Genomic DNA, 23,739 nt, shown 5'->3' with positions numbered 1-23,739 from the left:
GAGCAACCGGATGCACCAGCGGATCCTCCTCCGCGCCCGCAAGGGCCCGTTCGACGTCCTGACGCCCGAGGAGACCTTCGCCGGCAACTGGATCAGCGACAACACCGGCAACCTGGTCTTCAGCCACGCCGCCCACAAGCTGCTGGCCACCTCCACGGCGGAGGTCACGTCGACCCGGAAGCTCGCCGACCCGCGCGACGCCGACGAGATCAACGAACGGTACGACGCCTTCGTCGTTCCGCTGGCCAACGCGTTCCGCCGCAGCTTCATCAACCGCCTCGAACCGATGACCCGGCTGATCGAGCGGCTGAAGATCCCGGTGGTGGTGCTCGGCGTCGGCGTGCAGACGAACGTCGACGGCGACCGGGAGTACCTCCGCCAGATCGACGAGCCGGTGAGCGCGTTCTGCCGGGCGGTGCTCGACCGGTCGCACAGCATCGGGGTACGCGGCGAGATCACCGAGAGCTACCTGCGTACGCTCGGTTTCTCCGCGGTGGAGCAGATCGGCTGCCCGTCGATGTTCCTGCACGGCGCCGACTTCCGGCTGGCGAAGACCCGGCCGGAGCTGACCACCGACGCCCGGATCGCGCTGACCATCTCCCCGTACGTCTCGTCGATGGCCCCGGTCGTCCGCCACCACCGGGAGCGCTACCCGAACCTGTGCTACGTGCCGCAGGACCTGCGGACGCTCGGCACGCTGCTCTACGGCGACGCGCCCGAGCACCGGGGCAAGAGCAGCGAGATGCCGCTGCACACCTCGCACCCGCTCTTCGTCGAGGACAAGGTGCGGATGTTCGTCGACCCGTGGACCTGGATGTCGCACCTGTCCGGCTTCGACTTCAACTTCGGCACCCGCATCCACGGCACCATCACGGCGCTGGTCGCCGGCACCCCCGGCTACCTCTTCGCGCACGACTCGCGCACCCTGGAGCTGGCCCGCTACTTCGGCATCCCGCATCGGATCATGCGGGACGTGCCGGCCGACGTCGACGCCGCCGACCTCTACGCGGAGGCCGACTACACCACGCTGACCGAGGGCCACCGGGCCCGCTTCGACACCATCACCGCGTTCCTCGCCAAGCACGACCTCGGCACCTCGTTCGCCGACGGCGACAGCGCCGCGGCGTTCGACAGGCGGGTCGCGGAGACGGTGTTCCCGCCGGCCGTCCGCCCGGCCGCCGCCACCCCGCCGGCCGAGCTGCTGACCCGCATCGAGCGGCTCCGCGACGAGAACCGCAAGCTCGCCGACACCGTCCGCGCACTGCGCGCGCAGGGGCTGCGCGAGCGGATCAAGCAGGCCGTCCCGGACCCGGTCCGCCGGATGCTGCGGCGCTGATCCGTCGTACGCCTGTTCGAGCGTCGGGGTACGATGGCGGGCGTGTCCGACGTCGCGTACCAGCCCTCGATGCTCGACCTGACCGAGCACGGGCCGACCCTCGGTCCGCTCGCCGGCCGAGTGCGCCGGCACGAGCTGAGCCGGGGTGCCTGGGTCGACCACCTGCCGGGCTGGGTGCGGGGCTCCGACGCGGTGCTCGACACGCTCCGGCACGACGTGCCGTGGCGGGCCGAGCGCCGCACCATGTACGACACCGCTGTCGACGTGCCGCGCCTGCTCTGCTGGTACGCCGGCGGCCGGCCGCTGCCGCACCCGGTGCTCACCGCCGCCCGCGACGCGCTCACCCGGCACTACGCGCCCGAGCTGGGGGAACCGTTCGTCACCGCCGGCCTGTGCCTCTACCGCGACGGCCGGGACAGCGTCGCCTGGCACGGCGACACCCAGGGCCGCTCCGCGCACACCGACACCATGGTGGCGATCGTCTCGTTCGGCGCGCCCCGCCCACTGCTGCTGCGCCCGCGCGGCGGGGGCGGCCCCGGCCTGCGCTTCCCGCTCGGCCACGGCGACCTGGTGGTGATGGGCGGCTCCTGCCAACGCACCTGGGAACACGCCGTGCCGAAGACCACCCGCCCGGTCGGTCCCCGGGTCAGCGTCCAGTTCCGCCCCGCCGGGGTGGCCTGACCTCGCCCCGGGGGCCGTGCTAGAAACAACTCCCAGGGTCGATCACGCCCCCGCACCGAGGTGAAGGGCGAGGCGATGACCCAGTTCCCCACGATCCGCCGCTCCCCGTGGAGCCTTCACGGCGACGGCCGTGCGGTACGCCCCGGCGACGTGGTCCACCCCGACGAACGGCTCTCCTGGCCGCGCACCGTCGGGGTGGGCGTGCAGCACGTGGTCGCCATGTTCGGCGCCACCTTCACCGTGCCGCTGATCACCGGCTTCCCGCCGGCCACCACACTCTTCTTCTCCGGCCTGGGCACGCTGCTGTTCCTGCTGATCACCGGCAACCGGCTGCCGTCGTACCTCGGCTCGTCGTTCGCGTTCATCGCCCCGGTGATCGCCGCCAAGACCGACGGCGGCATCGGCGCGGCCCTCGGCGGCATCGTGGTCGCCGGCGCCGCGCTGGCGCTGGTCGGCGTCGCGGTGCACGTGGCCGGCGCCCGGTGGATCGACGCCCTGATGCCGCCGGTGGTCACCGGCGCGATCGTCGCGCTGATCGGGCTCAACCTCGCCCCGGTCGCCTGGGACGGCGGCGGCGCCGGCACCGGTGTCAAGGCACAACCGCTGATCGCCGTGGTCACGCTGCTGGCGATCCTGGTCACCACCGTGGCGTTCCGCGGCTTCCTGGCCCGGCTGTCGATCCTGCTCGGTGTGGTGGTCGGCTGGCTGGTCGCCGCGCTGACCGGCCAACTCGACCAGCAGGCGGTCACCGGGCTGCGGCAGGCCGCCTGGGTCGGGTTGCCGGAGTTCCACACGCCCAGCTTCAGCCTGCGCGCCGTGGTGCTGGTCATCCCGGTCATCCTGGTGCTGATCGCGGAGAACGCCGGGCACGTCAAGGCCGTCGCGGCGATGACCGGCCGGAACCTCGACCGGCACATGGGCCGCGCGTTCCTCGGCGACGGCCTCGCCACCGTGCTGGCCGGCTCCGGCGGCGGCTCCGGCACCACCACGTACGCGGAGAACATCGGCGTGATGGCCGCGACCCGGGTCTACTCCACGGCCGCGTACTGGGTGGCCGGCGGCACGGCGATCCTGCTCGGCCTCTGCCCGAAGTTCGGCGCGCTCATCCTGACCGTGCCGGCCGGCGTGCTCGGCGGCGCCACCACCGCGTTGTACGGCCTGATCGCGGTGCTCGGCGCCCGCATCTGGATCGAGAACCGGGTCGACTTCCACGACCCGGTCAACCTGTTCACCGCCGCGGTCGCGGTGATCGTCGGCGCCGCCAACTACACGCTGACCGCCGGCGACCTCTCGTTCAACGGCATCGCCCTGGGCACCGCCGCCGCCCTGGCCATCTACCACGGCATGCGCCTGACCACCCGCCTACGCCGCACCACCCCCTAACCCCCACCCCGGGCCCTCTTTCACGGAAAGAGTGGCTATCCGGGGCGGAATAGCCACTCTTTCCGTGAATCAGCGCGCGCCGGGCGGGGTGGGGAAGGCGGGGTCAGTCGCGGTCGATGTGGTGGCCTATGACGGTGGGGCCCAGCATCACGGCGAAGCCGGAACCGTCACGGCGCGGGTCGGCCGGGGGCAGGTCCACCGGGTCACCGTTGGCCGTCGCGCCCACCGGACGCGGGCCGATCCAGGCCACGGAGAGCTCCAGCTCGCCCTTGAGCAGCCGCTGTGCGCGCACGCCGCCGGTCGCCCGCCCCTTCGCCGGGTACGCCGTCATCGGCGTCACCTTGACCGTGGCGCCGGTCGAGGTGACCACCATCGGCTCGCCGTGCCGCGGGTCGTCGGTGCGGACCGCGCCGAAGAAGACCACCCGCGCCCCCGCCGGCAGGTTGATGCCGGCCATCCCGCCGCCCTTGACGCCCTGCGGTCGCACCAGGGACGCCGCGAAGCGCAGCAACGACGCCTCCGAGGAGACGAACGCCAACGCCTCGGCGCCGTCGGTCAGCCAGGACGCGCCGACCACCTCGTCCCCGTCCCGCAACGAGATCACCTCGAACTCGTCCGAGCGGACCGGCCAGTCGGGCGCGCACACCTTCACCACGCCCTGCCGGGTGCCCAGCGCCAGACCGGGCGACCCCTCGGCGGACGGGCCCAGCGGCGCCAACCCGACCACGGTCTCCCCCGGCGCCAACGGCACCAGCTCGGCGGCCGACATGCCACCGCGCAGCGACACCGTGCCGGACTGCTCCGGCAGCACCGGCAACGGCAACACGTCGATCTTGAACGCCCGACCGGCGCTGGTGACCAGCAGCACCCGCCCCCGCGCGGTGGAGTGCACCACCGCGCGTACCGCGTCGTGCTTGACCCGGCCGCTGCGCCGGCGCGCCTCGGCGGCCTCCTCCGACTCGGCCGCGGTGCGGGCGACCAGCCCGGTCGCCGAGAGGATCACCTGGCACGGGTCGTCGGCGACCTCCAGCGGACCGGCCGGCACGGACGCCGCGAGGACCTCCTTCAGGTCGCCGTCGACCAGCGTGGTGCGCCGCTCGGAGCCGAACTGCTTCACCACCGCGGCCAGTTCGTCGGAGACCAGCTTCCGCAGCACCTTCGGGTCGTCGAGGATCGTCGACAACTCGGCGATCTCACCGCGCAGCTTCTCCTGCTCGGCCTCCAGCTCCAGCCGGTCGTACTTCGTCAGCCGGCGCAGCGGGGTGTCCAGGATGTAGCTGGCCTGGATCTCGGAGAGCTTGAACCGCTGCATCAGGCCGTCCTTGGCGGCCTGGGCGTCCTCGCTGGCGCGGATCAGCCGGACCACCCGGTCGATGTCGAGCAGCGCGATCAGCAGGCCGTCGACCAGGTGCAGCCGCTCCTCCCGCTTGCGCTTGCGGTACGCGGTGCGCCGGGTCACCACCTCGTAGCGGTGGGACAGGAACACCTCGAGCAGCTCCTTGAGCCCGAGCGTGCGCGGCTGGCCGTCCACCAGCACCAGGTTGTTCACGCCGAACGACTGCTCCAGCGGGGTGAGCCGGTAGAGGTCGGCCAGCAGCGCCTGCGGGTTGACCCCGACCTTGCACTCCACCACCAGGCGGGTGCCGTTCTCCCGGTCGGTGAGGTCCTTGACGTCGGCGATGCCGGTCAGCCGCTTGGTCTTGTTGACCTCGTTCGTGATGGCCGCGATGACCTTCTCGGCGCCGACGCCGTACGGCAGCTCGGTGACGGTGATGGCCTGCCGGCCCCGGCTGCCCTCCAGCGGGCCGATCTGCACCCGGCCGCGCATCCGCACCACGCCGCGCCCGGTCTCGTACGCCCGGCGCACCTCGTCCAGGCCGAGCAGCAGCCCACCGGTGGGCAGGTCGGGGCCGGGCACGAACTCCATGAGTTTGTCGAGCGTGGCGTCCGGATGGTTGATCAGCCAGCGGGCGGCCTGGACCACCTCGCCGAGGTTGTGCGGGATCATGTTGGTCGCCATCCCGACCGCGATCCCGGACGCGCCGTTGACCAGCAGGTTGGGGAAGGCGGCCGGCAGCACGGTGGGCTGGGTCAGCGAGCCGTCGTAGTTGGGCTCGACGTCGACGGTCTCCTCGCCCAGCTCACCGACGAGCAGCATGGCCTCCCGCGACATCCGGGCTTCCGTGTAGCGCGCCGCCGCCGGTCCGTCGTCCGGGCTCCCAAAATTTCCATGCCCGTCGATGAGGGGGACGTTGAGCGAGAAGTCCTGCGCCAACCGCACCATCGCGTCGTAGATGGCGGTGTCGCCGTGCGGGTGGTAGCGACCCATCACGTCGCCGACCACGCGGGCCGACTTGACGTGCGACCGGTCCGGCCGGAACCCCGACTCGTGCATGGACCAGAGGATGCGCCGGTGCACCGGCTTGAGCCCGTCCCGGGCGTCCGGCAGGGCGCGGGAGTGGATGACCGAGAACGCGTACTCCAGGTAGGAGTCGGAGACCTCGGTGACCAGCGGGTTGTCGAAGACCCGGGCGCCGGCCTGGTCGAAGGCGGAGAGATCCGCCTTGGCGCGGTCGTCCTTGCGGCGTGCCATGGTGCAGCTTCCTTCCGAAACGAACGCGGTGGTCAGGCGTCGATGGCGTCGCGGTCGACGCGGTCGGCGGAGTCGATGAGCCAGTTGCGGCGGGGCTCGACCTTCTCCCCCATGAGCAGTTCGAGGATCCGCTCGGCGGCGTCGACGTCGTCGAGCGTGATCCGGCGGACCGCCCGGGTGGCCGGGTTCATGGTGGTCTCCCACAGCTCGTCGGCGTCCATCTCGCCCAGACCCTTGAAGCGCGGGATCGGGGTGACGATCTGCTTGCCGGCCTTCTCCAGCTTGCGGACCGTCGCCTCCATCTCGGCCTGGGTGTAGGTGTAGACGGTCTGCGGGTTGCGTCCCCTGGTGGTGATCTTGTGCAGGGGCGGCATCGCGGCGTAGAGCCGGCCGGCCTCGATCAGCGGTCGCATGTAGCGGGCGAAGAGCGTGATCAGCAGCGTCCGGATGTGCGCGCCGTCGACGTCCGCGTCCGCCATGATCAGCACGCGACCGTAGCGCAGCGTGGACAGGTCGAACGTCCGCCCGGAGCCGGCGCCCAGCACCTGCACGATCGCCGCGCACTCGGCATTGTCCAGCACCTGCTGGAGGTTGGCCTTCTGCACGTTGAGGATCTTGCCCCGGATCGGCAGCAGAGCCTGGTACTCCGACGTCCGTGCCACCCGAGCGCTGTTGTGCACGAACACCCCGGCTTCCAACGCGAAGTTGTGGTAGCCGTCCACGGTCAGGTCATAGACGTCAGCCGTCTCACTCAGGTGCTCGACGGAGGCCACGCTGTGGTTGACGAGCACGGCTGCCTCCCGTAGACGCTCGTAGTCACCCTCGTGCAACGCCAGAAGTCGATCGAATCGCAGACCGGTCCGCGCGGTCTGCTTCCGCTCGGCCTCATAGGCGGCCGCCATCTCCGCGTCGGGCATGGACACCAGCGGCGCGAGGCGTCGCAGGGCGGCTACTCGTCGCCCTTCGGTCTGCTTGGCGGCCCGCTCGGCACGCGGGACACTCGCCACGTAGCGGGCACGCCCCGCCTGCACCTTGGCGAGGTGACCGGTGGTCGGATCGGTCATCCGGCCCGTCATCCTACGCGAATGGGCCCGGCGGAACTCCGGATTGTCCTCCTGCCAGGCCAGGACGGCGTTGCGCTGCCGCTCTCGTTCGGCCGGATCGGCGAACTGCTCGATGGTCTTCCGGCTCCGCCACGCGCGCAGATCCTGGTCCTGCCACTGGCGTACCGAACGACGACGCCACTCTTCGCGGCGAGCCGGGTCGGTGAAGAACAGCCGCGCCCGCTCGGCAGCCGCCACCCGGTGCTCGGGATGGGACCAGTATTCGTGCTGGCGCTCGCGCATGCGCTCGGCGTAGGCGCACTTCTCCTCGTCGCTGAGTGCGTGATACCACTCCCGGAACCGCTTCTCGATCCTGGCGCGGAACGTCGGCGACTCGTTGAGCGCGAACAGCCGGGCCAGGCATGCCTCCCGGAAGTCGGGATCCTGCCACTGCGCGGTCAGCATGGCCGAGCGGAACTCGCGTCCACCGTTCTCGAACCACTCCCGCCACGCCGCATGAACGTGGTCGCCCATCATCGCGGCATGCAGGGCGAAGTGATCCGCTGAGGTCATCCGCCGCAGATTGCGCGGATCGTTGTTGCGCTTGTTGATGTCGACGTGGTGCCGGACATTGCCGTTGGCCGCGCTGTCCCTGCCGTGACGGAGGTTCCAACCGTCGGCGAGGTAGTGGGTGTAGACCCACTCCGCGCGGTCGTTCATCCAGACCCGCTCGTAACCGTTGAGGTTGTGCCCCTCGGCCTTGCTGGAGATGCGTCGGTAGAGCGGCATCAGCGAGTCGCCGGGCGTCAGGGCGTCCGCCCGCCGGTAGGAGCCGTCACGCAGCCGGAAGAGGTGGTCCGGCGTGCATCGGACCGACTCGCCGTTGTCGAGGGTCACCCGGACCAGTGCGGCGTTCCGCTTGGTGAGCCGAGGTTCCTCCAGCGGTGCGAGCACCACCCGGCCGGCCTTGTTGGTCGTGTAGCCGAAGTGGGTGACGCCCTCGGCCCAGTCGGCGGCGAGGTCGGCGAATGAGCGGGCCTCGCCCGAGGCGAGTGCGACCATCGTGTCCCCGGTGAAGCACCCGAGGGCGCTGTCGCCCTCCACGATGAACAGCTCGCTGCGCTCCACCCCGGTGGCGCGGCAGTCGACCAGCTTGGCCGGCATGGCCGCGCCCTCCAGCGCGGTCTTGCGGCGGGCGGCGTCCTTCTGCTGCTTCTGGGTGAGCCGGACCCGGGCCGCGTCGACGATCTTCTGGAGCACCGTGCGGGCCTCAGCCTTGGTGCGGCGGTCCTCCAGCCAGCTCCTGAGGTGCGCCTCGACGAGACCCTGGAGCACCTTGGTGATGCCGGCGGTGGAGAGCTCGTCCTTGGTCTGCGAGGTGAACTGCGGCTCCGGGATCCGCACGTGCACCACCGCGGTCATGCCCTCCAGGACGTCGTCCAGGGTGGGCGCGTCCTCCTTGGGCTTGAGCAGGCCCCGGGCGGTGCGGGCGGCGTCGGCGAGGGTGCGGGCCAGCGCCCGCTCGAAGCCCTTGCGGTGGGTGCCGCCGTGGGCGTTGCGGATGGTGTTGGTGAAGCACTCGACGGTGCGGTCGTAGCCGGTGCCCCAGCGGAACGCGATCTCGACCTCGGCGCGGCGCTGCACGTTGGACTGCATGACGCCGTTGGCGTCGGCGGCGTTCTCGCGGTAGGTGCCCTCGCCGGTGACCAGCAGCGTGCCGGAGACCGGACGGTCACCGGCCGGGGCGAGGAACTCCACCATGTCGGTCAGGCCGTCGGGGAAGTGGAAGCGCTCCTCGACGGCCTGCTCGCCGGTCTCGTCGCGCAGCCGGTAGGCCACGCCGGGCACCAGGAAGGCGGTGTTGCGCAGCTTGAGCCGGACCACGTCGGTGTCGAGCGCGGCGCCGGTCTCGAAGTAGCGGGGGTCGTGCCACCAGCGGATCGAGGTGCCGGTGCGCTGGCCGCGCTTCATGGCGCCGACGACCTGGAGGCCGGGACCGGGGGTGAACGGCGCGTCGGGGCCGTCGCCGTCGAAGATCCCGGGTACGCCGTGGCGGAACGACATGGCGTGCACCTTGCCGGCGCGGCGGACCGTGACGTCGAAGCGGCGGGAGAGCGCGTTGACGGCGGAGGCGCCGACGCCGTGCAGGCCGCCGGAGGTCTTGTAGCCCGAGCCGCCGAACTTGCCGCCGGCGTGCAGCCGGGTGAGCACCAGCTCGACGCCGGAGATGCCGGACTTGGCGTGCACGTCGGTGGGGATGCCGCGGCCGTCGTCGTCGACCTGGACCGAGCCGTCGGCGTGCAGGATCACGTCGACGGTGGTGGCGTGACCCGCGACACCCTCGTCGGTGGAGTTGTCGAGGATCTCGTTGACGAGGTGACCCACGCCACGGCTGTCGGTGGAGCCGATGTACATGCCGGGGCGCTTGCGGACGGCGTCGAGGCCCTCCAGGTGGGTCAGGTCGTCGGCCCCGTAGAGCGTCTCAGGCTGTGCGGTCAACTGGTCGTACTCCCAGGTCTCGGCGGTGTGGTGCCGTTCACCGTGATGATGCCCCCACGGCGATCGCCGGGCGCGGCGCGCCGCAGCGAGCCTAGCCCGGCGCTCCGACAGGTCCGATGCACCCGGTGCGGTGCGTTGTCCGGTCGGCCTGCGGGTCGCCCGGACGGCGGCGGCGGGGAGGCGTCCGGGCACGACAACGATCGGACCTGCGGACGTCTTCCCGGTCACCCTCGGGCCGATTGTCAACACCTGTCGTGACCTCGTGTCCGGCCATTGACGCCCGTCACAACCCCGTGATCTGATCGCCCCCTCAGAGGATCTTTCACGTTTCTATGTGTGAGGGTGAGGTGGGACATGTCCGTGTTCCGTCGTTCCGTGCTCACGGCGGCGCTGGCGCTCGCCACGGTGGCGCTGCCGGCCGCCGTGGCGCCCGCCGCGCCCGCCGCCGCGGCGCTGCCCACCGCCGCGGTGGCGCTGGGTGACAGCTTCATCAGCGGCGAGGGCGCCGGCGGGTACGCCCCGGTGGTCGACGTCAACGGCGTCGCGCAGGGCTTCCCCGGGTGGTCGGCGGCGAACGCCAACGCCTACTTCTGCCACCGCTCACCGAACGCCTCGCTGTTCCGGGCCGACCTGCCGGGCATCGCCGCGCGGTTCAACCTGGCCTGCTCGGGCGGGCAGCCGTACGACATCGCCAACGCCTCGGCCACCCGGGCCAAGGGCCGGCAGGTGGCCGCCCAGCTCGACCAGCTCCGGTCGGTGGCCCGGACCCACGACATCGACCTGGTGCTGGTCGGCCTCGGCTCGAACAACAGCTCCTTCACGTTCGGCAGTGTGGCGGAGAAGTGCGCCAACCGGTTCATCGCGGACGCGTGGACGGGCTGGTGGGAGTTCTGGGCGTACCTGGGCGGGCCGGTGGAGCAGAAGCCGTGCACCGACGCCGACCTCGGCACCGCCGCGCAGTTCTCCGCCGCGACCGCGGAGACCACTGCGGCGCTGCGGCAACTGCTCACCACGCTGGACGAGGTCGACGCCGACGGCCAGCACCGGGTGGTGTTCCAGGACTACACCAACCCGCTGCCGTACGAGCTGGACCAGAGCTACTGGAGCGAGGACAGCCGGGACGACACCCGGGACAAGTTCCGGGCCCTGGGCGCCGAGCGGTACGCGGCCGGTTGCCCGATCCACCGGGCCAGCCTGGCGCCCGGACAGCGTTTCTCCCAGGGGCTCGGCACGCTGGTCAGCTCCGTACGCGGCACGCTGGCCGCCGAGTTCCCGGCCGACGACCTGGTCTACCTGAACGTGCAGCGGGCCTTCGACGGCGCCCGGCTGTGTGAGTCGGCGGGCAGCCCGGCCAACGTGCTGGCCACCCCGATCCGGCTGATGGACGGCCCGAGCGGCACCTTCGTCACCAGCCTCTCCGGTTACGACAAGCTGGACATCCAGCGGATCGCGAACGCCTGCGGCACCTACTTCCAGACCTGCCAGGAGTCGTGGCACCCGAGCGCCGCCGGCCACCAGGTGCTCGGCCGCTGCCTGAGCGGGGCGGCGGTGACCGGCGCACGCGCCGTGTCCTGCGTCCGCGCCCCGGACGGCACGATCAGCGTGGGCTGACGCCGTCCGATCAGCGTGTGCCGGGACGCCGGCCGGCAGTCGCCGGCCGGCGTCTCCGCGCGTGGGCACGCGGGCGGTCAGGCGCGGGTCGCCGTGCCGAGCACGTGCGGCGAGGCGGGTGCCGGGATGCCGTGCTCGGGGAACCGGAACCGGTCCAGCCGGGTCACGGTGAAGCCGGCGGCCCGAATGGCGCCCACGGTGTCGCGGGCGGTGTGGCAGCCGGCGCAGAGCAGCGGCCAGAGCGTCGCGTCGGCGAGCCGCTGGGCCCGGCGCAGGCCCGGTGTCGACGCCACCACGTGCTCGTAGAAGCGCAGCTCGCCGCCGGGCCGGAGCACCCGGTGCGCCTCCCGCAGCGCCACCGCCTGGTCGGGCACGGAGCAGAGCACCAGCGACAGCACCACCGCGTCGGCGGCGCCGTCGGCGACCGGGAGCGCCTCGGCCAGGCCGGCGGCGACGGTCACCGGGACCCGGGCGTCGGGCGCGGCGGCCCGGGCGAGGGCACGCAGCCGGGGTTCCGGCTCCACGGCCAGCACCCGGGTCACGGCTGGCGGGTAGTGCGCCAGGTTGCGTCCGTTGCCGGCGCCGACCTCGACCACCCGGCCCCGCAGCCCGGCCACCAGGCGGCCCCGGTGCGCGGCCGCGCCGGCGGCGTCCATGGCGACGCTGGCCCGGGCGAAGAGCCGGGCGAAGACCGGGTGCGAGACGCCCATCAGCGGGTGGCCGGTGGGACGCCGAGGCTGAGCAGGAGCGGGCCGGCGGCGCCGTCGACCAGGTCGCCGAGGCGTACGCCGTCGAGCACGGCGAGGAAGGCGGTCTGGGCCCGGCGTAGCTCGCCGCGCAGCCGGCAGCCGCCGACCAGCGGGCAGGCCGGTTGGGCGCAGTTGACCACCTCGTCGTCGCCCTCGAAGGCGCGGACCACCTGCCCGACGGTCAGGTCGCCGGCGTGTTCGGCGAAGGCGACCCCGCCGGAGCGGCCCCGGATGGTGACCAGGACGCCGGTCCGCTGCAACCGCTGCACCACCTTCGCCACGTGGCTGCGCGGCAGGGCGAGCCGGGTGGCCAGCTCGTCGACGGTGGCGCGGACCGGGGACGCCGCGGTCAGCATGGCGATCCGCAGTGCCATGTCGGTCGACCGGTTGAGCCTCACGGCTCGACCCTAGCCATTGCGCGCCGTACGCGACACGGGCCGATCGCCGGTGATCCGCGCCACGCCCGTTCCGGGACCTTGGACCCTGAAGAGGAATTTGAGATTCCTGTTCTGTGGTGGTCGACCCGTTCGACGCCCAGAAGGAGACCCGCCGTGCTCTCGGAATCCTCCGCCGCCGTGGTGACCGCGACCCTGCCCGCCGTGCGCGCACACCGCGAGGCGATCACCGGCCGGTTCTACCGGCGGATGTTCGACGCCCACCCGGACCTGCTCGACCTCTTCAACCGGGGCAACCAGGCGACCGGCCAGCAGAAGGCCGCGCTCGCCGCGGCGGTGGTGGCGTACGCCGGACACCTGGCCGGCGACGACGCCGGCCTGCCGTGGGGGCGGTCCTGGACCGGATCGCGCACAAGCACGCCTCGCTGGGCATCACCGCCACCCAGTACCCGATCGTCGGCCGGCACCTGCTCGCCGCGGTCGCCGAGGTGCTCGGCGACGCCGTCACGCCGGCGGTCGCCGCCGCCTGGGACGAGGTCTACTGGCTGCTCGCCTGCGAGCTGATCGCCCGGGAGGCACGGCTGTACGCCGGCGCCGGCGTGCCGGAGGGCGCTCCGGTGTGGCGCGACTGGCGGGTGACCGGACGGGCCCGGGAGACCGCCGACGTCGTCTCGTTCACCCTCGCCCCGGCCGACGGCGGCGCGGCCCCCGACTTCACTCCCGGCCGGTACGTCTCGGTCGCAGTCGACCTCGACCACGGTCGGGGGCAGCAGATCCGGCAGTACAGCCTCTCCGGCCGGCCGGGCGCCGCCGAGTGGCGGATCACCGTGAAGCGGGTCCGCGGTCAGGCCGGCGCGCCGGACGGCCTGGTCTCCGGGCACCTGCACGACCGGGTTGCGGTCGGCGACACGCTCCGGCTGAGCCCGGCGTTCGGCGAGGTCGACGCGACCGGCGACGGCGGGCCGCTGCTGCTGGTCAGCGCCGGCATCGGCCTCACCCCGGCGATGGCGGCGCTGGCGCACCTGGCCGACCGGGACCCCCGCCGCGAGGTGACGCTGGTGCACGCCGACCGGGCCGCCGCCGCGCACGCGTTGCGCCACGAACTGCCCGCGATGCAGGAACGGCTGCCGAACCTCGCGGTCCACCTCTGGTACGAGGACGCCGCCGACGCCGAGCCGCCCATGCTGAAGGCGGAGGTACGCCCCGGGCTGGTCGAGCCGGACCGGATCCCGGTCGGCGCCGGGACCGCGGCGCACCTGTGCGGCCCGATCGCGTTCATGAACCTGGTCCGGGGCAACCTGCTGCGCCGGGGCGTGCCGGCGCAGCGGATCGCCTACGAGGTGTTCGGCCCCGGCATGCTGCCCGGCTGACCGCGTGCCGCTGCGGGTCCACCCACCGTTTGCTACCCGCCGGTAGCTAAGCTGGGCCGGTGAGTGGCGAGTACGCGCAGGAGTACGTGGACGTCGACGGCGCCCGGATCGGCGTCCAGGTCTACCCGGAGCCGGCCGGGCCGCCCGGCGCGCCGGTGGTGGTGATCTGGCCGGCCATGGGCGTCCGGGCACGCTACTACCGCCCGTTCGCCGCCGCGCTGCGCGACGCCGGGCTCGCGGTCGTGGTGGCGGACCTGCGCGGCACCGGGGAGAGCACCCCCGCGCCGGCCCGCACCTGCCGGTACGGCTACGCCGAGCTGGCCACCGACGTCGGGGCGGTGCTGGACGCGCTCAAGCCCCGGCTGGACGGCCGCGTCCGGGTGCTGCTCGGGCACTCGCTCGGCGGGCAGGTGGCGGTGCTGCACCAGGCGCTGCACGACGCCGGCCGGGTGGACGGGCTGGCGCTGGTGGCGGTGGGCCTGCCGTGGTGGCGCCGCTATCCGGGGCGGCGCGGCTGGGGCGTGCTGCCGTACACCCAGGGCATCGCGGCGGCATCCCGGCTGCTCGGCGTCTGGCCCGGCTGGGGCTTCGGCGGCCGGCAGGCGCGCGGGGTGATCCGGGACTGGGCGCACACCGCCCGTACCGGCCGGTTCCCGGCGCTCGACGGCGTCGACGCGGAGGCCGCCGTGCGGCGGATCCGGACGCCGGTGCTCGCGGTCAGCGTCGACGACGACCAGTACACGCCGCACGAGACGCTGGACCACCTGTGCGACAAGCTGACCGCCGCGCCGGTGACCCGGCACCGCTACACCGTCGCGGAGGCGGGCGCCCCGCTCGACCACTTCACCTGGGTCCGCGCCTCGGCGCCGGTGGCCGCCCGGGTGGCCACGTTCGCCGCCACGCTGCCGACCCGCATCTCGGGGGCGTGAGCAGGCCGAGGACGGGTATGCCGCACCGCCCGAACACGGCGGAGGGGGATCAGATGTCCGAACGGCACACCGCGTTGCGCTCGATGCACGACCTGGGCCTGGCGGCCTGGTTCGGGGGCTCACTTATGGGGGCGCTCGGCGTCAACGGCGCGGCGGCACGAATCGACGACACGACTCAGCGACTGCCGGTGGCCTCGGCCGGCTGGGCGCGGTGGACCCCGGTGAACGCGGCGGCGATCGGCGCCCACCTGGCCGGCGCGGTCGGCGAACTGGTCACCGAGACCCCACGGATGGCCCGGCAGTCCGGGGTGGGGAAGGCGAGCGCGGTGAAGACCGCGCTGACCGTCGGCGCGCTGGCGGTGACCGGTTACAGCAAGCTGGTCGGCATGCGCCTGGAGCGGGCGGGCGGGCCGCCGGTCGAGGGGACCACCGAGCCCAACCACCACACCCCGGCGAACGTCGCCGCCAGCCAGCGGCAGATGAAGATGCTCCAGTGGGCGATTCCGGCGCTGACCGGCGCGCTGGTCGTGATGACTGCCTACATGAGTGAGCAGCAGAAGCCCGGCCAGGTGTTCCGCGGCATGCTGGACCGCGCCGGCGGCCTGATGGTCGCGCCGAAGAACCTCGGCAAGATGGCCGCCATGGGCGCGGCCGGGCGTCACCTGGTCGGTTCCGGCCGCTGAGACCACCGCGCGGCCGGCGACCCACATCGGGGTGGGTCACCGGCCGCGCGGTGTCCGTCTCAGGAGCCGGTGCCGTCCTCCCCCGGGGCGCCCGGCGCGGACGGCTCGTTGTCCGGCACCGGCGAACCGGTCACCGGTCGCCCGGTGTCGTCCACCAGGCCCGGGGCCATGCTGCCGCCGTGCGCCTCCTCGGCCTCCCGGGTCGCCCGGGGATCCCGGCCGTCCGGGGTCGTCTCGTCGCGCCGTTCGTCCACGTGTCCCCCCTCGCTGTCGTCCCTGGCCGGTACCCGTGCGACGGCCCGGAAAACCTCAGGCGCGCGCGGCGGCGGGCACCACACCGAGCAGCTCGGCGAGGCGGGCGGCGTCCCGTTGGGCCTGGTCGCCGCAGCAGTTGTTGGTCAGCACGTGCAGCTCGGCGCACTGGTCGGCCAGCTCGCGCAGCAGCACCGACCAGTGCCGCAGCTCCGACTCGCCGTAGGCGTAGCGGAACCGCTCCTGCTTGTCGCCGCTGGACCAGGCGTCGCTGTGGCCGTGGAACCGGACCACCGCCAGGTCGGTGGTGGCGACCAGGATCGGCGGCACCGAGGAGACGTGCCCCTGCGGCATGTCCACGCAGCCGTACCCGAGCCCGTGCTCGCGCAGGAACGTCACGGTGTCGACCACGGCGTCCTCGGTGAACCAGGAGGAGTGTCGCAGCTCGACGGTGACCGGAAAGGGTCGGCACCGCTGCGCGGCGGCCACGATCCGCCGCCGGGCCGCGTCGCCGCGGGCCAGCCACGGCGGGAACTGCAACAGCACCGCGCCGAGCCGGTCGGCCGCCGCGAGCGGCGCCAGCGCCGCGTGGAACCGGCCCCACAGCTCGTCGTACGCCCCGGCGGACAGGTCGCGCCAGCGGATCCGGCTCGGGCCACCGGCCGGCCGCAGGTCCTTCGGCAGCGCCTCGACCGGCGTGTGGTGACCGGTGAAGAGCCGGAACGCCTTGACGTCGAAGGTGAAGCCGGGCGGGGTGGCGTCCGCCCACGCCGCCGTGGTCTCCGGCGCCGGCACCGCGTAGTACGACGTGTCCACCTCGACCAGCCCGAAGTGCTCGGCGTACCAGCGCAGCCGGCCGGCCGGCGTGTTGGTCCCGCGTGGATACCAGCCGGACCGGACCAGCATCTGGTCGGCCCAGGAGGACGTGCCCACCTTGATGACACCCATGTCGTTCAGTTCACCGCGAACCGGACGGACCGGCAACCGGAGGCTCCGGTGTGGATCGCCGGAGTTGTCGGTGCCGGGTCGTACGGTGAGTCCGGGTCGATCGAGAGGACGAGCGGCATGGATGTCACCGACCAGGTTCCCACCGGCGAGCGGGCCGACCTGCTCGTCGCCCTGCGCCGGCACCGCGGCTTCCTGCGCCAGACCGTGGCCGGGCTGGACGACGCGCAGGCGGCGCGCCGCAGCACGGCCAGCGAGCTGTGCCTCGGCGGGATCGTCAAGCACGTGGCGATCACGGAACGAAGCTGGGCGCGCTTCGCGGTGGGCGGCGCCGAGGCGATGCGGAGCGAGCCGGTCGACTGGGCCGGCCAGTTCCGGATGGTCGAGGGCGACACCCTGGCCGGGCTGCTCGCCGCGTTCGACCGGGCGGCCGCCGAGACGGACGCGCTGGTCGGCACGCTCGACCTGGACGCCGCGCACCCGCTGCCCGACGAGCCGTGGTTCGAGCCGGGCGCGGCCTGGACGGTCCGCCGGGTGCTGCTGCACCTGATCGCCGAGATCGCCCAGCACGCCGGCCACGCCGACATCGTCCGCGAGTCGATCGACGGCGCGAAGACCATGGGCTGACCTCCACTCCCGTCCCGAGTCGGGCACCCGGCGGGTCGCGGCGCCCGCGAGGGTGACCGGTCTCACGTCCGTCGCCGGGCCCGGCGTGTGACGCTCCCACAGGTGGCGGCGCTGAGGGTCACGAGATGGACGCACCCCGCCTGGACCAGGAAACCGTCGAGCGGCTGCTCGCCGGTTCCTCCAGCGGCGCGCAGACAGCCCCCGCCGCGCTCGTGAAGTTCCTCGACGTCGTCCGGGCGGCGCCCGGCGCCGGGGAACTCGACGGCGAGGCCGCCGCCGTGGCGGCGTTCCGGGCGGTCCGGGCGACCACCTCCGCCGCCCGTGACGCCTCTGAGCGGCGACCGGCGGCCGTCACCGCCGGTCGAGGGCCGGTGGCCGATGCCACTGAGCGACGACCGGCAGCCGTCACCGCCGGTCGGGGGCCGGTGGCCGGACGCCGCGGTGCGGGCGACCGTCCGGCCCGCCGGTTCGCCGGGTTGCTCGGGGCCAAACTCGCCGTCGCCACGCTGGCCGCGTCGCTCACCGGTGGCGTCGCGCTGGCCGCCGTGACCGGCAACCTGCCCGGCGCCACCGGCGACGAGGCGCCACCGGTCGGCATCACCACCGGTGCCCGGCCCACGGCCGCGCCCACGCCCCCGGCCCGCCCGAGCCGTCCGGCCACCGGTCCCCGCGCCGGCGCACCCGATCCGTCCTCACCGGCCGGGCTCTGCGCCGCGTACCGGGCCGTCCCGGAGATCGAACGACGCCGCGCGCTGAACGCTCCGGCCTTCGCCGGCCTGGTCACCGCCGCGGGCAGCGCGGGCCGGGTGCCCGGCTACTGCGCCGCCCTGCTCGACGGTTCCGCGCCGGCCGGGTCCGGCACGCCCACGCCGGGCGACCCGAGCGAGCGGGCGGAGCACCCGACCGGCGGGCCACCGGGCGGGGTCCTGCCCACCCCGGGTCCGGCCGGGCCCCCGGCCGGCACCGCCCGGCCACCGACCGCCACCGCCACCGCCGGGCCACTGGTCAGCCCGACCGGCATCGAGCCCACCACCGAGGCCGCCCGCACCCCGGCCGGTCCCGGGTCCGGCGCCGACCGCACGCCGGGCGACGACGCGCTCGACCCGGCCGGACCGGGGACCGGCGGACGCGCCGGCTGACGACCGGCTGGTAACTTGCCCCGGTGACCCCGCGGCGTCGCCGACCGGCGATCCTCCTCCGCCTGGCCGTGGTGCTCGGCGTGGTGGCCGGCATCGTGCTCACCGCGCTCGGCCCGGCCACGGTGACCGGCCTGCTGCCCTACTTCACCATCCAGAGCAACGTGGCGGTCGGCGTGCTCGCCGGCTACGCCGCCTGGTGCGCGTCGCGCGACCGGCCGGAGCCGCCGAGCGCGCTCAAGGGCGCGGTGACGCTCTACATCACCATCACCGGCACGGTCTACCACCTGGTGCTGGCCAATCCGGCGAGCCCGTTCGCGATGGCCCAGCCGCACCGCGACCCGGGCGAGTGGTGGGGCAACCAGCTCCTGCACACCGTGGTGCCGCTGCTCGCGGTCGCCGACTGGGCGTTGTTCGACAGGCGCGGCCGGCTGCGCCCCCGGTACGCCGCCTGGTGGCTGGCGTTCCCGCTGGCGTACCTCGGGTTCGCGCTGGTGCGCGGGCTCGTCGTGCACCGCTACCCGTACCCGTTCCTCGACGCCGGGCAGCTCGGCTACGACGGCGTCGGGCTCAGCGCGGTCGGGTTCGCCGCCGTGTTCTGGCTGCTGGGCCTCCTCTTCGTGGGCGTCGACCGGCTGCTCGCCCGGGCGGCCCGGGGCGGTGCGCCGCCGGTGGCCCGGGCGGCCGAGCCACCGTCACCGACGGCCGGGCCGACGACCCCGGCGGCGCGGGGCTCCGGCTGAACGGGCGCGGTCAGGCCACGTCGCGGGTCCCGGTCCGCAGCCGCCGGCGACTGGCGCGTTCCCGGCCGTACGAGTCGGCCCGCCCCCACCGGCCCGGCACGTCGAGCAGCTCGATCCGGCCGTAGCCGGCGGGGATCGCGGGGTCCACCAGCAGGTTGTCCCCGCACGGGCGCAGCCCCAGCATGGTCGCCACCAGCATCAGCAGGCCGCCGGAGGCCCACGACTGCGGCCGGCCGGCCGCCGGCAGCTGCACCGGATACTTGGTGACCCGACGGGGGTAGCCGGCGATCACCTCCGGCACCGACCCGCCGAGCGTCTCCGCCACCCCGAGCACCCCGGCGGCGACCTGGGCGGCCTCCGCGTCGTAGCCGTACCGGCGCAGGCCGGCCGCGACCAGCGCGTTGTCCGACGGCCAGACCGCGCCGAGGTGCGCGCCGACCGGGTTGTACGGCCGCTGCCCCTCCGCGTACGTGCGCACGCCCCAACCGGAGAAGAGGTCCGGGCCGCACAGGTGGGCGGCGAGCGAGTCGGCCCGCTCGGGTTCGACGATCCCGCTCCAGAGCAGGTGCCCGAGCCCGGAGGTGAGCGCGTCGACCGGCTCCCCGTCCGGGGTGATCGCCAGCGCGTAGTAGCCCCGGTGCGGCAGCCAGAAGTCGCTGTTGAACCGCTCCCGCAGCCGCGCCGCGTCGGCCTCCAGCCGCTCGGCGTACTCCGGGTCGCCCCAGAACTCCCGGGCCAGCCGGGCGCCCCGGATCCGCGCGTCGTACGCGTACCCCTGGAGTTCGGCGGTGGCCCGCGGGAACGGCGGCTCGACACCGTGCCGGTCGACGATCGCCTCCGGCGAGTTGCGCCAGCTCTGGTTGGCCACCCCGTTGTCCGTGTTGCGCGACTGGTAGCGCAGGTAGCCGTCGCCGTACGGGTCGCCGTACTCGGTCAGCCAGTCCAGCGCCATCCGGGCCGGGTGACGTAGCTGCCGGACCAGGTCCGCGTCGCCGCTCCAGCGTTCGTACTCGTCGAGCAGGACGACGAAGAGCGGGGTGGTGTCGGCCGCGCCGTAGTAGAGCGCGGTGGGCTGCTCGTCGAACGCCGCCGCCTCGCCGTACCGCAGCTCGCCGAGGATCTTGCCGGGCTCCTCGTCGTGGTAGTCGTCGAGTTGGCCGCCCTGCCCGAGCGCGAGCATCCGCAGCGTCGGCGGCGTCAGCTCGGGCGTGAACGGCAGCGTCTCCAGGCAGGTGATCAGCGCGTCGCGCCCGTACAGCGTCATCGCCCAGGGCAGCCCGCCGACCGGCACCCGATCGGCGTACGCCAGCGGGGTGTACCGCAGCGCGGCCAGGTCGGCCAGCGCCTGCCGGTAGGCGGCCGCCAGCGGTTGGCGTTCGGCGACCAGTTGCGGTGCCTCGTCGTACCAGCGGGCCAGGTCGTCCCGCATGCTGCGCCGGACCTGCTGGCGGTGGGACTCGATGTCGGCCCGCAGGTCCCGCTCGCCGGCGCCCTGGATGATCATCCGGACGTGCAGGTCGGTCTGCCAGGCGCCGTTCGGGTCGACCCGGATCCGGAACGTCATCCCCCGCTGGTCGACCTCGACCGGCGCGGTGCTGGAGACGCGGGTCTCCCGGGTGAACCGTCCCCGCTGGTAGCGGATCCGCAGCTCCCGACACTCCGAGTCGGCGGTGGCCGCCGTCCGGCGCGGCGCGGGGTGGCGGATCTCGGCGGTGTCGGCGAAGTCGCTGCCGATCTCCATCCGCACGATGAAGTCGGCGGGCTCCGCGGCGTGGTTCAGCACCGTGATCTGCTCGTGGAACGCCTCACCGACGGAACGGTGCCGGATCACCGAGACGTCCGCGTCGACGTAGTGGCTGGCGGCGCCCGGCACCAGCACGTAGCGGGTCTCGTAGTAGGTCAGGTCGTCCCGGGAGAGCGACTGCAATCGCTCGCCGTCGACGGTCAGGATCCACCGGGAGAGGAACCGGGTGTCGAAGGAGAACAGGCCGATCGGGGCGCACGGGTGCGCCTCCATGTCACCCTGCGCGTCGCCCATCGCGAAAGCGTTGCCGGCCAGGACGGAGACCAGTTCCTGCCTCATCGCGCCGCCGGCCGGGGGGCGGAGCCGGCCAGGTCCCGGGGATGCCGGGCCCCCGGCGGGCCGGGGAAGATCCGGCGCAACGTCATCAGCAGCTTCAGGTTGCCCTGCGCGGTGATGTCGTTGCGCAGGATCGCCGCGGCCAGGTGCAGGCGGCCCGCGGCGATCCGGTCGAACACCTCCCGGTCCGCGTGGACGACCAGTTCCGCCTCCTCGGCCGAGCGGGCGACCCGGACGTCCTGCCGGTCGATGGTCAGATACCAGTGTTCCGTCCGGCCGCCCTCCCGCAGGTCCAGGCGGACCGTGCCGGAGGTGGTCTCCGGCAGGTCGGGGTGCCGGCCGGCCGCTCCCCGGGCCAGGTGCTCCGCGGCCGAGGTGCTCATCGCTGCCTCCCTTGTCCGTCGTCGCGCGTGCCCGACGTGCGGCTCCGCCCGTGGCCGCAGCGTTCCCGCCGGCCGGGTGAGACCAACTCACCCGATCCGGGTGAGACCGGCCCGCGCGGCGGGTACCGGACGGCCATGTCGACGACCGCTGACGCCGCCACCGACCGGGTGCTGCTCGCGCTGCTGACCATGCAGCGGGAGTCCTGGGAGCAGGGCATCACCGGGCAGGCGCTGCTCGACCTGGGCCGACCCGAGGCGGCGACGCTCGTCGCCGACGCCGCGGTGACCCGGCAACGGCCCGACGGCCGGCTCGGTGAGCTGGCCGGCGCGGTGGGCGCGGTGAACGGCGCCGCCTGCGGCGAGGTGGTCCGGCACGCCGCGGTCACCACCGGCGATCCGAGGTACGCCGCCGCGCTGGACGCCCAACTCGACTGGCTGGTGCGCCGGGCTCCCCGGGCCGCCGACGGCACGCTGTTCCACCTGCTGGACGGCCGCCAGGTGTGGGCCGACACGGTCTACATGGTGGTGCCGCTGCTCGCGCTCACCGGCCGCACGGAGCTGGCCGCCGCTCAGGTGGCGGGGCACCGACGCCGGCTGCACGACGCGCGTACCGGCCTCTACGCGGCCCGCTGGGACGAAGATTGGGGCGAGCTGGACCGGCCGCAGCCGTGGGGCACCGGCAACGGCTGGGTGGTGGCCGGGATCGCCCGGGCGCTGCGCCTGGCACCCGGCTGGCCGGCCGGGACACGCGCCGAGCTGGCCGGGCACGCCGAGGAGGTGCTGACCGCCTGCCTCCGGCACCGCACCGACGACGGCCTCTTTCCCGACGTGCTCGACGACCCCGGCACGTTCGGAGAGGCCAACACCGCCCAACTGCTCGGGTACGCGGCGTTGACCGGGGTGGCCGACGGCTGGCTGCCGCCGTCGTGGTTCGGCACCGGCGCGGAGCTGCTGGCCGCCGCCGCCCGGCGGGTGGACCGGTACGGGCGGGTGACCGGCGTCAGCGGCGCGCCCGACTTCACCGGCCCCGGCACCTCCCCCGAGGCGCAGGCGTGCTTCCTGCTCGGGCAGGCCGCGCTGGGTCGCGCCCGGGCGGTGGTCAGCGCCGCCGGATGAGCCCGCGCACGTAGGCGGCCTGCCCGGCGTGCTGCAGGTCGTCGTCGAGCACGCTCACCAGCCGGACGCCGAGCGTGACCGGCGGGTCCCAGTTCTCGTCCACGACCCGGTCCAGGTCGGCCGGGCGCAGCCCGCGCAGGTACGCCACGCTGCGCTCCACCACCGCCCGGTGGTAGTCGAGCAGCACGCCACCGTTCTCCGGCCGCACGGCGGCGATCTGCTCGGGGCCGTGGCCGTAGCCGGTGTCGTCGGGATCGGGCCGCAGGCCGCACCGGCCCGCCCAGTCGCCGGTGGCCCAGAGCTGCCGCTCGCCGAGCAGGTCGGCGACGTGGTGGTCCTGGATCCGGGTGAGGTGCCAGACGAGCCAGCCCACCGGGTTCGCCCCGTCCGCCGGGGCCTGCCGCAGCTGTTCCGGGTCGAGCCCGTCGAGCGCCGCGGCGACCAGGTCGGGCAGTCGCCCGTACGCCTCGGTCAACAGGTCGTTCACGTCCACGTGTGCCTCACTCCCCCAGCGTCTCGTGCCGTCCCCGAGGCAGTACCGCCCAGCGTGGGCGGCAAACCTCGCCGCCTAGGGTGGTCGGGTGGTCGCGGCGCTGGAGCTGTATCTGGACACCGACGCCACCCGGCGGATCCGGGTGCTGTGGGACCTGCTGGAGTCCGAGGGGGTGCCGAGCATGCGGTCCCTGCTGGCGCAGCGGCACCGACCGCACGTCTCGCTGGCGGTCGCGCCCCGCCTCGACCCGGGGCAGGTGGCCGCGGCGCTCGCCGGGATGGTGGTGGCCACGCCGCTGCGACTGGAGTTCCAGCACGCCGGCCAGTTCGTCGGGCGGGTGCTCTGGCTCGGGCCGGCGCCCACGTCGGAGCTGCTCGCGCATCACGCCGGCGTGCACGAGCGGCTGGCCCGCGCCGGCGTCGGCGTGGTGGAGCACTACCGGCCGGGGCGCTGGGTGCCGCACTGCACGCTCTCCATGCGGGTGCCGAACCCGCTGATGGCCGCCGCGGTGCGCCGCTGCCTGGAGGTGCTGCCGCTGACCGCCACCGTGGTCGGCGCCGCCGTGACCGACCACGCCCGCGACATCGCCCATCCCCTCCCCTGAGCGGGTCGCCTTTCGCGCCATCTGCGCCCACCCGTGGCGCTTCGGGCCGAGCCGGCGCAAGCTGATAAAAGCGCAGGTCAGAGCCATT

The 23,739-nt window shown here is 73.9% G+C and carries 20 protein-coding genes and 2 pseudogenes; 12 read left to right on the top strand and 10 right to left on the bottom strand.

What is annotated here, in order from left to right:
• Positions 1–10 precede the first annotated feature (10 nt).
• From ACH495_RS14865 to ACH495_RS14855, 3 genes are all read left to right on the top strand, one after another.
• A complete protein-coding gene (locus tag ACH495_RS14865; RefSeq protein ID WP_396858267.1) occupies positions 11–1,336 on the top strand; it encodes a polysaccharide pyruvyl transferase family protein in 1,326 nt (441 codons plus the stop codon).
• A 42-nt stretch (positions 1,337–1,378) separates the two neighbouring features.
• Positions 1,379–2,017 (top strand): alpha-ketoglutarate-dependent dioxygenase AlkB, encoded by a 639-nt coding sequence (locus ACH495_RS14860; protein ID WP_396858266.1) that lies wholly within the window; start codon positions 1,379–1,381, stop codon positions 2,015–2,017.
• Between the two features lie 75 nt (positions 2,018–2,092).
• Positions 2,093–3,400 (top strand): uracil-xanthine permease family protein, encoded by a 1,308-nt coding sequence (locus ACH495_RS14855; protein WP_396858265.1) that lies wholly within the window; start codon positions 2,093–2,095, stop codon positions 3,398–3,400.
• Positions 3,401–3,503: 103 nt separating this feature from the next.
• Here ACH495_RS14855 and ACH495_RS14850 read toward each other — a convergent pair whose 3' ends face one another.
• The 3 genes and pseudogenes from ACH495_RS14850 to ACH495_RS14840 all read right to left on the bottom strand — a co-directional run.
• Positions 3,504–5,993, bottom strand: coding sequence for a DNA topoisomerase (ATP-hydrolyzing) subunit A (locus ACH495_RS14850; protein WP_396858264.1), 2,490 nt, complete (start codon positions 5,991–5,993; stop codon positions 3,504–3,506).
• A gap of 32 nt (positions 5,994–6,025) precedes the next feature.
• Complete coding sequence (locus ACH495_RS14845; RefSeq protein ID WP_396858571.1) at positions 6,026–8,140, bottom strand: toprim domain-containing protein; 2,115 nt, start codon at positions 8,138–8,140, stop codon at positions 6,026–6,028.
• Positions 8,117–9,646: pseudogene (locus ACH495_RS14840) on the bottom strand (ATP-binding protein); the annotation flags it as partial. The gene ACH495_RS14845 and the pseudogene ACH495_RS14840, both read right to left, overlap by 24 nt.
• 243 nt (positions 9,647–9,889) lie before the next feature.
• On the opposite strand from ACH495_RS14840, the gene ACH495_RS14835 reads away from it, so the two are divergent.
• Positions 9,890–11,146, top strand: a complete 1,257-nt coding sequence (locus ACH495_RS14835) for a hypothetical protein (RefSeq protein WP_396858263.1) — start codon at positions 9,890–9,892, stop codon at positions 11,144–11,146.
• Positions 11,147–11,223: 77 nt separating this feature from the next.
• Here ACH495_RS14835 and ACH495_RS14830 read toward each other — a convergent pair whose 3' ends face one another.
• Together ACH495_RS14830 and ACH495_RS14825 are read right to left on the bottom strand one after the other, a co-directional pair.
• Positions 11,224–11,856 carry a class I SAM-dependent methyltransferase gene (locus tag ACH495_RS14830; protein ID WP_396858262.1) on the bottom strand — a complete coding sequence of 211 codons (633 nt, stop codon included), beginning with the start codon at positions 11,854–11,856 and terminating at the stop codon, positions 11,224–11,226.
• The gene (locus tag ACH495_RS14825) at positions 11,856–12,293 is read right to left on the bottom strand and encodes an RrF2 family transcriptional regulator (RefSeq protein WP_396858261.1); all 438 of its coding nucleotides are present in this window, start codon (positions 12,291–12,293) and stop codon (positions 11,856–11,858) included. Before ACH495_RS14825 ends, ACH495_RS14830 begins: the two co-directional genes overlap by 1 nt.
• A gap of 153 nt (positions 12,294–12,446) precedes the next feature.
• On the opposite strand from ACH495_RS14825, the pseudogene ACH495_RS14820 reads away from it, so the two are divergent.
• The 3 genes and pseudogenes from ACH495_RS14820 to ACH495_RS14810 all read left to right on the top strand — a co-directional run bounded on the left by ACH495_RS14820 (position 12,447) and on the right by ACH495_RS14810 (position 15,272).
• Positions 12,447–13,660, top strand: a pseudogene (locus ACH495_RS14820) (globin domain-containing protein).
• A 59-nt stretch (positions 13,661–13,719) separates the two neighbouring features.
• On the top strand, positions 13,720–14,589 hold the full coding sequence (locus ACH495_RS14815; RefSeq protein ID WP_396858260.1) for an alpha/beta fold hydrolase: 870 nt from the start codon (positions 13,720–13,722) through the stop codon (positions 14,587–14,589).
• Positions 14,590–14,642: 53 nt separating this feature from the next.
• Positions 14,643–15,272 (top strand): hypothetical protein, encoded by a 630-nt coding sequence (locus ACH495_RS14810; RefSeq protein ID WP_396858259.1) that lies wholly within the window; start codon positions 14,643–14,645, stop codon positions 15,270–15,272.
• 59 nt (positions 15,273–15,331) lie between these two features.
• Here the strand turns inward: ACH495_RS14810 and ACH495_RS14805 are convergent, their stop codons facing one another.
• On the bottom strand, positions 15,332–15,526 hold the full coding sequence (locus tag ACH495_RS14805) for a GTPase activator (RefSeq protein ID WP_396858258.1): 195 nt from the start codon (positions 15,524–15,526) through the stop codon (positions 15,332–15,334).
• Positions 15,527–15,581: 55 nt separating this feature from the next.
• Positions 15,582–16,472 carry a DUF72 domain-containing protein gene (locus ACH495_RS14800; protein ID WP_396858257.1) on the bottom strand — a complete coding sequence of 297 codons (891 nt, stop codon included), beginning with the start codon at positions 16,470–16,472 and terminating at the stop codon, positions 15,582–15,584.
• Between the two features lie 117 nt (positions 16,473–16,589).
• On the opposite strand from ACH495_RS14800, the gene ACH495_RS14795 reads away from it, so the two are divergent.
• From ACH495_RS14795 to ACH495_RS14785, 3 genes are all read left to right on the top strand, one after another.
• Positions 16,590–17,096, top strand: coding sequence for a DinB family protein (locus tag ACH495_RS14795; RefSeq protein ID WP_396858256.1), 507 nt, complete (start codon positions 16,590–16,592; stop codon positions 17,094–17,096).
• Between the two features lie 125 nt (positions 17,097–17,221).
• On the top strand, positions 17,222–18,235 hold the full coding sequence (locus ACH495_RS14790) for a hypothetical protein (RefSeq protein ID WP_396858255.1): 1,014 nt from the start codon (positions 17,222–17,224) through the stop codon (positions 18,233–18,235).
• Between the two features lie 23 nt (positions 18,236–18,258).
• On the top strand, positions 18,259–18,975 hold the full coding sequence (locus tag ACH495_RS14785; protein ID WP_396858254.1) for a Pr6Pr family membrane protein: 717 nt from the start codon (positions 18,259–18,261) through the stop codon (positions 18,973–18,975).
• A gap of 10 nt (positions 18,976–18,985) precedes the next feature.
• Here the strand turns inward: ACH495_RS14785 and ACH495_RS14780 are convergent, their stop codons facing one another.
• The gene (locus ACH495_RS14780) at positions 18,986–21,058 is read right to left on the bottom strand and encodes a glycogen debranching N-terminal domain-containing protein (protein WP_396858253.1); all 2,073 of its coding nucleotides are present in this window, start codon (positions 21,056–21,058) and stop codon (positions 18,986–18,988) included.
• Positions 21,055–21,438, bottom strand: coding sequence for an SCP2 sterol-binding domain-containing protein (locus tag ACH495_RS14775; protein WP_396858252.1), 384 nt, complete (start codon positions 21,436–21,438; stop codon positions 21,055–21,057). The genes ACH495_RS14780 and ACH495_RS14775 overlap by 4 nt, the downstream gene beginning before the upstream one ends.
• Before the next feature lie 135 nt (positions 21,439–21,573).
• Between ACH495_RS14775 and ACH495_RS14770 the strand changes: the two genes are divergently transcribed.
• Positions 21,574–22,554 carry a glycoside hydrolase family 88 protein gene (locus tag ACH495_RS14770; protein WP_396858251.1) on the top strand — a complete coding sequence of 327 codons (981 nt, stop codon included), beginning with the start codon at positions 21,574–21,576 and terminating at the stop codon, positions 22,552–22,554.
• Here ACH495_RS14770 and ACH495_RS14765 read toward each other — a convergent pair.
• The gene (locus ACH495_RS14765; RefSeq protein WP_396858250.1) at positions 22,538–23,047 is read right to left on the bottom strand and encodes a DinB family protein; all 510 of its coding nucleotides are present in this window, start codon (positions 23,045–23,047) and stop codon (positions 22,538–22,540) included. The two genes, ACH495_RS14770 and ACH495_RS14765, sit on opposite strands and share 17 nt — an antisense overlap.
• An 88-nt stretch (positions 23,048–23,135) precedes the next feature.
• Here ACH495_RS14765 and ACH495_RS14760 point away from each other — a divergent pair, with 88 nt between their 5' ends.
• Complete coding sequence (locus ACH495_RS14760; protein WP_396858249.1) at positions 23,136–23,651, top strand: 2'-5' RNA ligase family protein; 516 nt, start codon at positions 23,136–23,138, stop codon at positions 23,649–23,651.
• Positions 23,652–23,739 lie beyond the last annotated feature (88 nt).

It is taken from the genome of Micromonospora sp. NPDC018662 (genome assembly GCF_044391475.1).
Classification (GTDB): Bacteria; Actinomycetota; Actinomycetes; order Mycobacteriales; family Micromonosporaceae; genus Micromonospora.
The sequence above is the reverse complement of the archived record's forward strand: the minus strand, read 5'-3'. Positions and strand labels throughout refer to the sequence as shown.

What these genes read in the sequence shown, in the direction of transcription:
- ACH495_RS14810 (WP_396858259.1), top strand. Translation starts at nt 14,643, where the DNA reads ATGTCCGAACGGCACACCGCGTTGCGCTCGATGCACGACCTGGGCCTG.
- ACH495_RS14835 (WP_396858263.1), top strand. Translation starts at nt 9,890, where the DNA reads ATGTCCGTGTTCCGTCGTTCCGTGCTCACGGCGGCGCTGGCGCTCGCC.
- ACH495_RS14850 (WP_396858264.1), bottom strand. Translation starts at nt 5,993, where the DNA reads ATGGCACGCCGCAAGGACGACCGCGCCAAGGCGGATCTCTCCGCCTTC.
- ACH495_RS14770 (WP_396858251.1), top strand. Translation starts at nt 21,574, where the DNA reads ATGTCGACGACCGCTGACGCCGCCACCGACCGGGTGCTGCTCGCGCTG.
- ACH495_RS14800 (WP_396858257.1), bottom strand. Translation starts at nt 16,472, where the DNA reads ATGGGTGTCATCAAGGTGGGCACGTCCTCCTGGGCCGACCAGATGCTG.
- ACH495_RS14775 (WP_396858252.1), bottom strand. Translation starts at nt 21,438, where the DNA reads ATGAGCACCTCGGCCGCGGAGCACCTGGCCCGGGGAGCGGCCGGCCGG.
- ACH495_RS14780 (WP_396858253.1), bottom strand. Translation starts at nt 21,058, where the DNA reads ATGAGGCAGGAACTGGTCTCCGTCCTGGCCGGCAACGCTTTCGCGATG.
- ACH495_RS14865 (WP_396858267.1), top strand. Translation starts at nt 11, where the DNA reads ATGCACCAGCGGATCCTCCTCCGCGCCCGCAAGGGCCCGTTCGACGTC.
- ACH495_RS14795 (WP_396858256.1), top strand. Translation starts at nt 16,590, where the DNA reads ATGGATGTCACCGACCAGGTTCCCACCGGCGAGCGGGCCGACCTGCTC.
- ACH495_RS14830 (WP_396858262.1), bottom strand. Translation starts at nt 11,856, where the DNA reads ATGGGCGTCTCGCACCCGGTCTTCGCCCGGCTCTTCGCCCGGGCCAGC.
- ACH495_RS14855 (WP_396858265.1), top strand. Translation starts at nt 2,093, where the DNA reads ATGACCCAGTTCCCCACGATCCGCCGCTCCCCGTGGAGCCTTCACGGC.
- ACH495_RS14790 (WP_396858255.1), top strand. Translation starts at nt 17,222, where the DNA reads ATGGACGCACCCCGCCTGGACCAGGAAACCGTCGAGCGGCTGCTCGCC.